We start from the raw sequence: 12,001 nt of genomic DNA on the forward strand, positions 1-12,001 counted from the left end.
GATTTTCGGCTATACTTGGCGCGCGATGACCCCCGCGCTCTGGGCGCTGCGCGCCGTGAACCTCCTTCTCGTGCTGGCCGCCGCCTTCCTCGGCGCGCGCGGCAAGGCCGTCAGCGTCTCGCTGCCCGCGCTCGCCGCGCTGGCCGCCGTGGCCGCGTCGGCCGCGGCCGTCTTCTCCGGCAGGATCCGGGACGCGAAGGCTCGGCGGTCCGCCCTCGCGGCCTTCTGCGCGGGGGACATCCTGCTCGTCATGTGGACCGCGCAGTGGACCCAGCAGTGGGCCGGCGTCATCGACCTCGGCGTGCTGGTCCCGGCCGTCGTCCTCGCCCTGGAGTTCGGCGCGGCCGCCGGGGCCCTGGCCGCCGTCGTTCCGGCCGGCTTCACCGCGTTCCTCATCGCCACGGTGGGCCCCGCGGCCGAGGCGAACCCGGAGCTGGTCTGGACCCTCGTCCTGCGCGGCCTCCTGTTCGCGCTCGCTCCCGCGGCGGCGGGCCTGGCCCTCGGCCCCGCCCGCTCGCGCGCAGCGGCCGTCGCCCGCGGCACGATCGCCCGCCTTCGCGCCGCCCAGGTCGGGGAATACCTCTCCTACGCCCTGTTCCAGCTGCGCGACTACGCGATCACCATCACCTCGGTCGCCGAGGCGATCGCGCTGGCGCCCAAGGACGACCCGAGGCAGGCGGAGCGCGTGGAGCGCCTGCGCAAGGCCGCCGGAGAACTCGGCGTCAAGCTCTCGCGCGTGCTGGGCGACCAGAGCGCGCTGACGACGGCGCGTCCGCCGGCGGCGGCGGTGGACCTCGCCGGGCTCGTCGGCGCCTGCGTCGACGAGTGCCGGGAGGCGTTCGCCCCCGACGGCGTCCAGGTGTCCATCCTCGTCCAGAGCGCGCCGCCCCCGGTCCATTCCGAGCGCCGCTCGATCGAGCTGGCGCTGCTCTCCGTCCTGCAGAACTCCCTCGAGGCCTGCGCCTCCCGCGGCGGGGGGGCCGTGACGGTCCTGCTGCGCCGCGAGGGCGCCAACGCCGAGATCGAGGTCTCCGACGACGGCGGCGGCGTCTCCGAGACCGACAAGGTCACGATGTTCGAGCCCTTCGTCTCGGCCCGCCGCGGCTCGCACGGCCTGGGGCTGGGCCTGTCCATGTCGCGCCGGTTCCTCGAGCGCATCGGCGGCGGCCTGAAGGTCAAGAGCAAGGGCGGGTACACCGCCGCGCTGCTCGTCGTGCCGCTCGAGCGCGAGCTGCCGAAGATCCGCCTCGAGGACTCGACGTGGGCCGGACGCCGCGCGGAGCAGAGATCATGAGCGAACCCGCCGCCGAGAAGAAAGAAGCCCCGCCGCCCCCGGCGCCGGCGATCCCGGAGCTGCTCGAGCTCTCTCTGACGGCGCTCGTCAACGCGCCCGGCGTCTTCGCCAAGCTCGCGGCGCGCCCCGCGGCCGGCCCCGGCGCCGCCTTCGCGGCCGCGCTGTTCTGGGGCGCGCTGTTCTTCGCGCTGAACCTGGTCAAGATCGCGCTGTCGAACCCCGACCTCCTGCGCTCCTACCCCGCGTGGCAGATCGGGGCCGTCGGCCTCCTCGCCCTCGGCGCCTGGGCGTCGCTGTACCTCCTCGCCTCGAGCCTGCTCTACGGCCTCGGACGCGCCCTCGGGTCCGCCGGGGATTTCGACCGGGCCCTGCTCGTCGCCGCGGTCGCGCTCGCCGCCGCGCCCGTCCAGGCGCTGACCCAGTGGTTTCCGTCGGCGTGGGTCGCGCCGGCGCTCCTCGCCGCGTGGATCGCGGCGTGCGGCCTGGCCTCGCTGTTCCAGGCGAACGCCTGGGCGGCGCGCGGCGCCTGCGCCGCGCTCGCCGCCGCCGTCCTCGGCCTCCAGTACGGGACGGGCCTGCTCGTGGAGAAGTCCTCGGCGGCCGCCCAGATGGCCGCGGTCGCGGCGCAGGCGGCCCCGACCGAGGATCAGATGGCGGAGCTCCAGCGGCAGATGCAGCAGGTGCAGGCGGCCGCGGCGCAGGCGCCGGAGGCCGGGGCCCCCGCGGGCGCCTCCGGGCTCGACCTTCTGCGCGGGCCCGGCGGCGAGGAGGCTCCCGCCGCCGTGCCCGACGAGATGCAGAAGGTCCAGCAGATGACGGCCCAGGGCGACGCGATGAACAAGAGCATGGTGGGCATGCTCGAGTCGATCGCCCCGATGCTGAGCAACCCCGCGATCACGAGGAACATGACGCCTCAGCAGAAGGCCGATTTCGACGAGCTCAACGAGATGCTCCGGGACCTCAAGAGCGGCATCGCCTCGAACACGATCACGACCCCTCAGGAGCAGCAGGCCAAGATGCAGAAGATCCAGCAGCTCGTGATGCGCATGCTGAGCAGCGGCCTCGCGATGCCGAAGCCGGGGCCGGCGCCGCCGCCCCAGGGGACGAAGAAATGAACCTGAAGGGCAAGGTCGTCCTCGTCACGGGCTCGGCGCGGCGCGTGGGGCGCGTGATCGCGCTCGCCTTCGCCGCCAAGGGCGCGCGCGTCGCCGCGCACTACAACACCTCCGCGGCCGAGGCGCGCGAGCTCGTCGCGGGCGTGAAGTCCCTGTCCGGCGCCGACGCCGACGTCTTCCGCGCCGACCTGCTCGACGCGGACGCGCCGCGCAAGCTCGCCGACGCGGTCGCCCGCCGCTTCGGCGGCGTCGACGTCCTCGTCAACTCCGCCTCGCTGTACGAGCGCACCCCGTTCGCGTCCGCGACCCCCGAGGATTGGGACCGGCACATGGCCGTGAACGCGCGCGCGCCCTACCACCTCGCGCAGGCCTGCGCCCCCTGGCTGAAGAGGACCGGAGGGGGGGCCGTGATCAACATCGCGGACTGGGCCGGGCACCGCCCGTACGCCGACTTCGGGCCTTACTGCGCCTCCAAGGCGGCCTTGCTGTGCGTCAACAAGCTGCTCGCGAAGTCCCTCGCGCCCGAGATCCGCGTGAACGCGATCCTCCCGGGCCCCGTGCTCGCGCCGGAGGACATGGGCGAGGCGGAGAAGCGCAAGGTGTCCGAGGCGACCTTGCTCAAGCGCCTGGGCACGCCCGAGGCCGTCGCGCGCGCCTGCCTGTACCTCGCCGAGTCCGCCGACTACTCGACGGGCGCCGAGCTCGCCGTGGACGGCGGACGCCTCGTCGCCTGACGCTTAGCGGGCCCGGCTCTTGGGCTTGGAGGGAAAGGACGCGGCTATCTGCGTCTCGATCCTCGGGTTGACGGTCTTCACGCCCTTGAGGAGCTTGTCCCACATCTTCGGGTCGGCCCACTCGGCCTTCGCCTGGGGGGAGAACACGATGTCCTTCAAGGCGATCTCGCCCATCTGCGCGTCGTAGGCGTCCTGACGGAAGCACTGCGCGTAGCCGGTCTCGGTCTCGTGCAGGATCACGGAGTGGACCCGCGCGGTGTCGTCGCCGTTGGTCTTCACCGTGTTGTCGAGCATCGCCTGGACGGCGACGAAGATCACGCGCGTGAGTTGCTCGGCCGTCGGGGAGACGGGCAAAGAGACCCAGCGCTTGGAGTTGTCCTTCATCGCCTTGACGTAGGCCGGGGCCTCCTTGTCCCAGAACAGCGAGGCGTGGTCGAAGCCGTCGAGGAAGTCCTTCACCCCGCCCTTGAGCAGGCCGAAGTCGTAGACCATCTGCCCGCGGTCGAGGCGGTCGGCGGTGAGGAACAGCTCGCAGCGGAAGCTGTGGCCGTGCACGGAGTACTTGCAGCGGTCGGAGGAGCAGTTCCGGACGATGTGCGACGCCTCGAAGCGGTACAGCTTTCGGATGATCATCTCGTCCTCCGTATCTCGACGACGACCTCTCGGGTCTTGGGCATGACGGCCGGGGTCTTGCGCACGCGGATCGTCACCGCCGAGGCGGAGGCGTTCGCCTTCAGCACGGCGGCGGCCAGGCGCTCGGCCATGGTCTCGATCAGGGCGCACTCCCGGGACTCGGCCTCGGCGCGGATCAGCTTCTCGACCGCCCAGTAATCCACCGTCAGGCGGAAGTCGTCCCGCGCGGCGGCGGGGCGGGCGTCCACCTCGAGCCCCGCGTCCACCAGGAGCTTCTGACGGCGCGCGCGCTCGGCGGCCGGAACCCCGATCTTCGAGCGGCATTCGACCCCGTTGAGCCAGATCATGTCGGACATCGTCTTATTCTAGCAAGGCCGGCCCCCGGAAAGGCGCCCCGGACGGGCGCGGGGGGGGTGAAATGTTATAATCGCCTCATGGCAGAATCGAAGAAAATCGTCGTCATCGGGTCCGGCTCGGCCGCCTACACCGCCGCGATCTACGCCGCGCGGGCGAACATGGACCCCCTCGTCTTCGGAGGCGTCTCCATGGGCGGGCAGCTCATGATCACCTCGGACGTGGAGAACTTCCCCGGCTTCCCCGAGCCCATCGCCGGCCCCGAGCTCATGGAGCGCATGCAGAAGCAGGTGCAGCGCCTGGGCGTGAAGATCGTCAACGAGTACGTGACCAAGGTCGACCTCAAGAACGGCAGCCCGTTCTACGTCGAGACCTCGGAGGGCACGGCCGCCTCGGCCCAGGCCCTGATCATCGCCACCGGCGCCAACGCCAAGTGGCTCGGCATCGACAGCGAGAAGCGCCTGATGGGCCACGGCGTCTCGGCCTGCGCGACCTGCGACGGCTTCTTCTTCAAGGGCAAGGACGTCGTCGTCGTCGGCGGCGGCGACACCGCCATGGAGGAGGCCACCTTCCTCACGAAGTTCGCCGCGAAGGTCGTCCTCGTCCACCGCCGCGACTCGTTCCGGGCCTCGAAGATCATGCTCGACCGCGCCCGCAAGAACCCCAAGATCACCTTCGTCGTGGACTCGGTCGTCGACGAGATCCTGGGCAACGGCCATGTCGACGGCGTTCGCCTCAAAAACCTCAAGACGAACGCGCTCACCGAGTTCAAGACCGGCGGCGTGTTCATGGCCATCGGCCACGAGCCGACGACCGGCTTCCTCGGCGGCCAGCTCGAGCAGGACGAGAACGGCTACATCGTGACCGACGACCGCACGCGCACCTCGGTGCCGGGCGTGTTCGCGGCCGGCGACGTCATGGACCACCGCTACCGCCAGGCGATCACGGCCGCGGGCAACGGCTGCAAGGCCGCCCTCGAGGCCGAGCGCTGGCTGGCCGACCAGGGCCACCACTGAGCATGCCGCGGGCCGCGGAGCGCCTTCCTCCCTGGCTGAAGGTCAAACTTCCCACCGGCCCGGTCGTCGCGCGCCTGAAGGACGCCTCGCGCTCGCGCGGGCTGTCCACCGTCTGCGAGGAGGCGCGCTGCCCGAACATGGGCGAGTGCTGGGGCGGGGGGACCGCGACCTTCATGGTGATGGGAGACACGTGCACGCGCGGCTGCCGTTTCTGTTCCGTGGGCACGGCCCTGAAGCCGCCGGCGCCCGACGCGGAAGAACCCGCCAAGCTCGCCCTGACGCTGAAGGAGATGGCGGTCGATTACGTGGTCCTGACCACGGTCTGCCGCGACGACCTGCCCGATCAGGGCGCCGGACACCTCGCCGCGTGCATACGCGAGATCAAGAAGGTCAATCCGGACATGAAGCTCGAGATGCTGCTTCAAGATTTCAGGGGTGATAAGGGGCTTCTCGAGACGGTCCTCGACGCCGGTCCGGATGTGGTGGCGCACAACGTCGAGTGCGTGGAGCGGCTGACGGCGACGGTGCGGGACGCGAAAGCGGGGTATAGGCAGTCTCTCGACGTTTTGGCTTACGCCAAAACGTATCGAACGAAGGCGCCGACCAAAACGTCTTTGATGCTCGGACTCGGAGAAACGGAAGGGGAACTCATTCAGAGCTTCAAGGACATCCGCGAGGCGGGGGTCGAGATATTGACGCTCGGGCAATATCTGCGGCCCTCGGGGTCGCGTCACCACCTCATGGTAGAACGGTTTGTGCATCCCGACGAATTCAAAAGATATGGCGAGATCGCGAAGAGGCACGGCTTTCTCTACGTGGCGTCGGGGCCCTTCGTGCGGTCCTCGTATCGCGCCGCCGAACTTTTCATGAAGGGACACCTGGAGAACCATGCCCCTTAAGACGATCGCCTCCATCGACATCAAACGCCTCGAGATCCTCGCGATCGACGGGACCGTCGATAAATCACTGATGCCCAAGGCGTCGGACAAGCTTCTGTTGGAGATGTACCGTCTTATGTTCCAGATCCGCGCCTTCGATGAGCGCGCGATCCTCCTCCAGCGCTCCGGCCGCCTCGGCACGTATCCGATGATCACCGGCCAGGAGGCGACGCAGTGCGTCCCGCCGCTGGCGCTGAAGCCCTCCGACTGGGTCGTGCCCACGTACCGGGGCGGGGGCGTTTATTTCGCGCGCGGCATGCGGATGCGCTACGCCCTGCTGTACTGGGCCGGCGACGACCGCGGGACGCATTTTCCCGACGGGAACAACGACATGATCTTCTCCATCCCGGTCGGCACGCACCTGACCCAGGTCGCGGGCCTCGCCTGGGGCCAGAAGCTCAAGGGCCAGGGCGGCGTGGCGATGACCTACTGCGGGGACGGGACCTCCTCGAAGGGCGACCTGCACGAGGCGCTGACCTTCGCCGGCCAGTTCAAGCTGCCCGCGATCTACGTCATCGAGAACAACGGCTGGGCCATCTCGGTCCCGCGCAAGCGCCAGGCCGCACGTATCGCATGGGCCACCACACGACGGCGGACGACGCGACGCGCTATCGAGAAGACAAAGAGGTCGAGAGCTGGAAGAAGAGGGATCCGATCGCGCGGTTCAAGAAGTTCCTGACGGCCAAAAAGTTATGGGACGACAAGAAGGAAAACGAATTAACCACGAAGACACGAAGCTGGATCGACGGCGAAGTGAAAGCGTATGAGGAATTCCCGGCGCCCAATCCGCTGAACATGTTCGCGGACAACTACGACAAGGCGCCGCGGGCCCTCATCGAGCAGCGCGCCGAGCTGGAGGAACTGCTCAAGTTCAAGGGCGGCGCGAAGATCCTCATGTCGCTTCCTCCGACGGAAGGGAGGTTTCCGTGAAGACCGTCCCGAAGCCCGCCGCCACGCGCACGCTGAACCTAGTGCAGGCCGTCAACGAGGCGCTCGACGTCTCCATGGGCCGGGACGAGCGCGTCATGATCCTCGGCGAGGACATCGGCCGCAACGGCGGCGTGTTCCGGGCCACCGAGGGCCTGTGGAAGAAGTACGGCGACGAGCGCGTCGTCGACACCCCGCTCGCCGAGATCGGCATCATGGGCTCGGCCATCGGCCTGGCCATCACGGGAATGAGGCCTATCGCGGAGATACAGTTCGACGGCTTCATGCCCTCCGTGTTCGACCAGGTGGTCTGCCACCTCGGCCGCATCCGCTCCCGCTCGCGCGGCAAGATGTCCGTGCCGCTCGTCCTGCGCGCCCCTCACGGCGGGCTGATCCACGCCCCGGAGCATCACTCGGAGAGCCCGGAGGCCTACTTCTGCCACACGCCCGGCATCAAGGTCGTCATTCCATCGACTCCATACGACGCCAAAGGCCTGCTGATCGCCGCCATCGAGGATCCCGATCCCGTCGTGTTCTTCGAGCCGAAGTTATTGTACCGGGCCGCTCGCGGCCCGGTTCCCGCGGGCCATTACACCGTCGAGATCGGCAAGGCGCGCCTCGTCAAGGAAGGCAAGGACATCACCTTGCTGACCTGGGGAGCGATGACCGTCACCTGCGAGAAGGCGGCCGAGCGCCTGGAGAAGGAAGACGGGGCCTCCGTCGAGATCCTCGACCTCAGGACGCTCGCGCCTCTCGATCTGGAAGCCGTGCTCGCCTCGGTCGGCAAGACCGGCCGCTGCGTCATCGCCCACGAGGCGCCGAACACCGGCTCCTGGGCGGCGGAACTCTCGGCCCTGATCGCGGAACGAGGACTGCTCCGCCTCCTCGCCCCCGTCGCCCGCGTCGGCGGCTGGGACATCCGCATGCCCCTTTTCCGTCTCGAGCAATACTACATCCCCGACGCCGATCGCGTCGTGATGGCCGCACGTAAAACGTTAAGCTTTTGATATGGTGCCTGGCCTACCGGTATTTGCATTATTCCGGCAGGGAACGGCGGCGGGTCCGGAGTTTGCGCAAATACCGGTAGGCAAGGCACCTTTTTAAAGAGAGAGAACATGAACTTCGAATTCAATCTGCCGGATATCGGAGAAGGACTCGTCGAAGGGGAAATCGTCAAGTGGTTCGTCCAAGTGGGCGAGACCGTGGCGGAGCATCAACCCATCGCGGCGGTATTGACGGATAAAGCCGAGGTCGAGATTCCGAGCCCGAAGGCGGGCAAGATCGTCGCGCTTCACGGCAAGCCGGGCGAGAAGATCAAGGTGCACACGCCTTTGGCGACGATCGAGGTCGGCGGCGGAGCCGCCGAAGCTCCGAAGAAAGAGGAAAAAGTCGCCGTCAAGAATTCCGGCGCGGCGCCGAAGGCGCCGCAAGCTTCGGCGACCGAGGTCGTGGAACGTCCCGCGGCCGCGTCCGGCGCGGGGACCTTCGTGTTCAACTTGCCCGACATAGGAGAGGGGCTCGTCGAAGGGGAACTGGTGAAGTGGTTCGTCAATGAAGGCGCCAAAGTCGAAGAAAACGAGCCGATCGCCGCGGTATTAACGGATAAAGCGGAGGTCGAGATCCCGTCGCCGAAGACAGGTACGATTTCCAAGCTGCACGCGAAGCCTGGCGAAAAGGTGAAGGTGCATGGTCCGTTGGTCACGTACGCGGGCGTCAAAGGGTCCGTCGGAACGAGCTCTCCCTCCGTTGCCGTTACGACCGATTCTCCTAAGGCCGCCGCCGCGCAAGCGGCGCCGCGGCCGTCCAGGCCCGCCTCCGAGGTACTGGCCACTCCGATGGTGAGGAAGATGGCGAAGGATCAGGGGATCGATATCGGGCAAGTCCAAGGAACGGGCCCTCAGGGCCGCGTGCTCGCGAACGACCTCGCGGGGTTCACGGCCGGCGGCTCCGCCGCCGCGACGCCGTCGCGCGGCGCTTCGTACGATAACTCGAAGGCGAACGCGACGCCGGCGGTGAAGAAATTGGCGACCGACCTTGGAGTGGATCTATCAAGCATCTCGGGCACTGGCCCCGGAAAACGGATATCCGAGACCGACGTGCGCGCGAAGGCGGCTTTGGCGCCTGCGGCGCCTACGGCGACGGCAACGACGAAACGACAAGAACCCGTTCCCGCATCCACGACCTCGTCCGCGACCGGCTACGCGCCGGTGTCGGTGCAGCGGCAGAGCGGCGACACGACGGTTCCCTTCTCCGGAATACGCCGCAAGATCGCGGAGAAGATGCAGCAGTCCAAGCGCACCGTGGCGCATGTCACGCATATGGATGAATGCGACATGACCGCCGTTCTGGCCCTGCGCGAGTCGCTGAAGCCCGAGGCCGCCAAACGCGGCGTCAAGCTGACGTTCCTGCCCTTCATCGTTCGCGCCTTGTCCAAAGCGCTCTCCGAGTTCCCCATGTTCAACTCGTCTTTGGATGAAGCCGCGGGAGAGATCGTCATCAAGCGGCGCCACAACGTCGGCATCGCCGTCGCCGCGCCGCAGGGACTGGTCGTTCCCAACGTCAAGGCCGCCCAGGACAAGGACATCTGGGCCCTGGCGGTCGAGATCGCGACCCTCGCGGAGAAGGTCCGCGCCAAGACGATCGAGGTGTCCGCGCTGCAGGACGGGACGGTCACGATCACGAACATCGGACCCATCGGGGGGCTCTTCGCTACTCCCATAGTGAACCACCCCGAGGTCGCGATCCTCGGCCTGATGAAGCTCGGGAAGCGCCCGGTCGTGCGCGACGGCAAGGTCGTTGCACGGGACGTCATGAACCTGGTGCTGTCCTTCGACCACCGCATCGTGGACGGGGCCGACGCCGCGAGCTTCATGAACACCATCATCAAGCATCTCGAGAACCCGCAGACCCTTCTCTAAGAAAGAGGTAACTATGGCTATTTCGACGGACGTGCTCATCATCGGCGGCGGCCCCGGCGGCTACGTGGCGGCCATCAAGGCCGGCCAGCTCGGCAGGAAGGTCCTGCTCGTGGACCGAGACAAGCTCGGCGGCGAGTGCCTCAACTACGGCTGCATACCGTCGAAGGCGCTGATCGCCGCCGCGGGGCACGCCCACAAGTCCAAGAAGTCGAAGGACGCCGGCTTCGACGACCCCAAGCACCAGCTCGACTGGACCAAGGTCGTGGCGTGGAAGGACCAGATGATCGGCGGCTTCGTGAAGAACATCGGCGTCCTGGTCAAGGGGAACAAGGGCGAGCACATCCAGGGCTCGGCCGTGTTCACGACCGCCAACACCGCCGTGGTCACGAAGGCCGACGGCTCCGCCGAGGAGGTGGAGTTCAAGCACGCGATCATCGCGACCGGCTCGGAGATCGTCTCGGTCCCCGGCTTCACGATCGACGGCAAGGACATCCTGGGCTCCAAGGAGGCGCTCGACCTCAAGACCCCGCCCGAGGGCCTGGTCGTCGTCGGCGGCGGCGTGATCGGCCTCGAGATCGGGACCTTCTTCGCCAAGCTCGGCACGAAGGTGACGGTCGTGGAGTTCACGGACTCGCTCCTGCCGGTCATCGAGAAGGACCTGGTCTCGCCGGTATCGCGCAATCTGACCAAGCTCGGCGTGGACGTCATGCTCTCCTCCAAGGCGAAGTCGTGGACGAAGAAGGGCAAGCGCCTCGAGGTCGTCGCGGAGACCCCGGAGGGGGAGAAGAAGATCCTCTGCGACAAGGTGCTGATGTCCGTCGGCCGCGCTCCGCGCTCCAAGGGCCTCGGCCTCGAGAAGCTCGGCGTCGAGGTCGACAAGCGCGGCCACGTCGTCGTGGACACCGAGATGCTGTCCTCCGCCGGCAACATCTACGCCATCGGGGACGTCGTCGGCCAGCCCTACCTGGCCCACAAGGCCAGCCGCGAGGGCATCCTCGCGGCGCAGTCCATCGCGGGCGAGCCCCTCGAGACGCGCGGCCAGGTGCCGTGGGCCGTGTTCACCGACCCCGAGATCTCCTGGGTCGGCATGACGGACCCCGAGGCCAAGGCCGCGGGATTCACGACGGTGACGGGCAAGTTCCCGTTCGCCGCCTCCGGCCGCGCGATGGCCGTGCGCGAGACCGACGGCTTCTGCAAGGTCGTCGCCGACAAGGCGACGAACCGCATCCTCGGCGCCGGGTTCGTCGGCACGAACGCGTCGGACCTCATCGGGGAAGCCTGCCTCGCGGTGTCCGTCGGCGTCACCCTCGAGCAGGTCGCGCAGACCATCCACCCGCACCCGACCCTGACCGAGACCTTCGCGGAGGCCTGCGAGGTCGCCCTCGGCCATCCCGTGCACATGCTGCAGGTCAAGCGCGAAGCCCCGGTCTTCTAGACGATGCTCGTCCGGGATCTGGGTCTCAAGGAGTACGAGGAGGTCTGGAACCTCCAGCGCAAGCTCGTCTTCGAGCGGAGCGAGGAGAAGATCCCGGACACCGTCGTGCTGTGCCAGCACCACCCGGTCTACACGATCGGACGCTCGTCGAAGCAGGCCGTCCCCGAGGCGCTCCCGTACCCCGTCCACAAGATCGAGCGCGGGGGCGACCTGACCTGGCACGGCCCGGGGCAGCTCGTCGGCTACCCGATCTTCCATCTGCCCGGGCTCGGCCTCAAGGCCCGCTCGTACCTGGCCGCCCTGGAGGCCGTGCTCATCGAGGCGATCGCGCCGTTCGGCGTGAAGGCGACGACCGTCAAAGGCTTCACCGGCCTGTGGGTCGGGCGCAAGAAGCTGGCCTCGATCGGCGTCGCGGTGCGCGGCGGCGTCGCGTACCACGGCTTCGCGCTGAACATGAACAACACCTTGGCCCCTTTCGGCCTCATCCACCCCTGCCGGCTCGAGAGCGAGGTCATGACCACCATGGCCCGCCTGACGGGGGGAAGCGTCGACGAGCACGCCGTGAGCAAGGCCGTCGGCCAGGCGATGCTCCAGTATTTCGGACGGATGGTCAGGGACGATGCCCGCCCCTGACCGC

13 protein-coding genes are annotated in these 12,001 nt (G+C 68.1%); 11 read left to right on the forward strand and 2 right to left on the reverse strand.

The window, feature by feature from the left end:
* Positions 1 to 25 precede the first annotated feature (25 nt).
* Genes HYV14_06830 through HYV14_06840 form a run of 3 tightly spaced genes read left to right on the forward strand, consistent with a single transcriptional unit; the run spans position 26 to position 3,143 of the window.
* A complete protein-coding gene (locus HYV14_06830) occupies positions 26 to 1,294 on the forward strand; it encodes a HAMP domain-containing histidine kinase (GenBank protein MBI2385712.1) in 1,269 nt (422 codons plus the stop codon).
* A complete protein-coding gene (locus HYV14_06835; GenBank protein MBI2385713.1) occupies positions 1,291 to 2,409 on the forward strand; it encodes a hypothetical protein in 1,119 nt (372 codons plus the stop codon). The genes HYV14_06830 and HYV14_06835 overlap by 4 nt, the downstream gene beginning before the upstream one ends.
* Positions 2,406 to 3,143, forward strand: a complete 738-nt coding sequence (locus HYV14_06840) for an SDR family oxidoreductase (GenBank protein ID MBI2385714.1) — start codon at positions 2,406 to 2,408, stop codon at positions 3,141 to 3,143. The genes HYV14_06835 and HYV14_06840 overlap by 4 nt, the downstream gene beginning before the upstream one ends.
* A gap of 3 nt (positions 3,144 to 3,146) precedes the next feature.
* Here the strand turns inward: HYV14_06840 and HYV14_06845 are convergent, their stop codons facing one another.
* Both HYV14_06845 and folB read right to left on the reverse strand, forming a co-directional pair.
* Positions 3,147 to 3,776, reverse strand: a complete 630-nt coding sequence (locus HYV14_06845; protein ID MBI2385715.1) for a 6-carboxytetrahydropterin synthase — start codon at positions 3,774 to 3,776, stop codon at positions 3,147 to 3,149.
* A complete protein-coding gene (gene folB, locus HYV14_06850) occupies positions 3,773 to 4,132 on the reverse strand; it encodes a dihydroneopterin aldolase (protein ID MBI2385716.1) in 360 nt (119 codons plus the stop codon). The genes HYV14_06845 and folB overlap by 4 nt, the downstream gene beginning before the upstream one ends.
* Positions 4,133 to 4,210: 78 nt before the next feature.
* On the opposite strand from folB, the gene trxB reads away from it, so the two are divergent.
* The 8 genes from trxB to lipB all read left to right on the forward strand — a co-directional run bounded on the left by trxB (position 4,211) and on the right by lipB (position 11,997).
* Entirely contained in the window at positions 4,211 to 5,146 is a 936-nt protein-coding gene (gene trxB / locus HYV14_06855) for a thioredoxin-disulfide reductase (protein ID MBI2385717.1), read from the forward strand.
* A 2-nt stretch (positions 5,147 to 5,148) separates the two neighbouring features.
* Positions 5,149 to 6,045, forward strand: a complete 897-nt coding sequence (gene lipA / locus HYV14_06860; GenBank protein ID MBI2385718.1) for a lipoyl synthase — start codon at positions 5,149 to 5,151, stop codon at positions 6,043 to 6,045.
* Positions 6,035 to 6,763 carry a hypothetical protein gene (locus tag HYV14_06865; protein MBI2385719.1) on the forward strand — a complete coding sequence of 243 codons (729 nt, stop codon included), beginning with the start codon at positions 6,035 to 6,037 and terminating at the stop codon, positions 6,761 to 6,763. The genes lipA and HYV14_06865 overlap by 11 nt, the downstream gene beginning before the upstream one ends.
* Positions 6,658 to 7,014, forward strand: coding sequence for a hypothetical protein (locus HYV14_06870; GenBank protein MBI2385720.1), 357 nt, complete (start codon positions 6,658 to 6,660; stop codon positions 7,012 to 7,014). The genes HYV14_06865 and HYV14_06870 overlap by 106 nt, the downstream gene beginning before the upstream one ends.
* A gap of 74 nt (positions 7,015 to 7,088) precedes the next feature.
* A complete protein-coding gene (locus tag HYV14_06875) occupies positions 7,089 to 8,018 on the forward strand; it encodes an alpha-ketoacid dehydrogenase subunit beta (protein MBI2385721.1) in 930 nt (309 codons plus the stop codon).
* A gap of 108 nt (positions 8,019 to 8,126) precedes the next feature.
* Positions 8,127 to 9,929, forward strand: a complete 1,803-nt coding sequence (locus HYV14_06880) for a 2-oxo acid dehydrogenase subunit E2 (protein ID MBI2385722.1) — start codon at positions 8,127 to 8,129, stop codon at positions 9,927 to 9,929.
* A 13-nt stretch (positions 9,930 to 9,942) separates the two neighbouring features.
* The gene (gene lpdA / locus HYV14_06885) at positions 9,943 to 11,364 is read left to right on the forward strand and encodes a dihydrolipoyl dehydrogenase (protein MBI2385723.1); all 1,422 of its coding nucleotides are present in this window, start codon (positions 9,943 to 9,945) and stop codon (positions 11,362 to 11,364) included.
* 3 nt (positions 11,365 to 11,367) lie between these two features.
* Positions 11,368 to 11,997 carry a lipoyl(octanoyl) transferase LipB gene (lipB, locus tag HYV14_06890; protein ID MBI2385724.1) on the forward strand — a complete coding sequence of 210 codons (630 nt, stop codon included), beginning with the start codon at positions 11,368 to 11,370 and terminating at the stop codon, positions 11,995 to 11,997.
* Positions 11,998 to 12,001: the final 4 nt, after the last annotated feature.

This window comes from Elusimicrobiota bacterium (assembly GCA_016182905.1).
Lineage (GTDB): Bacteria > Elusimicrobiota > Elusimicrobia > UBA1565 > UBA9628 > GWA2-66-18.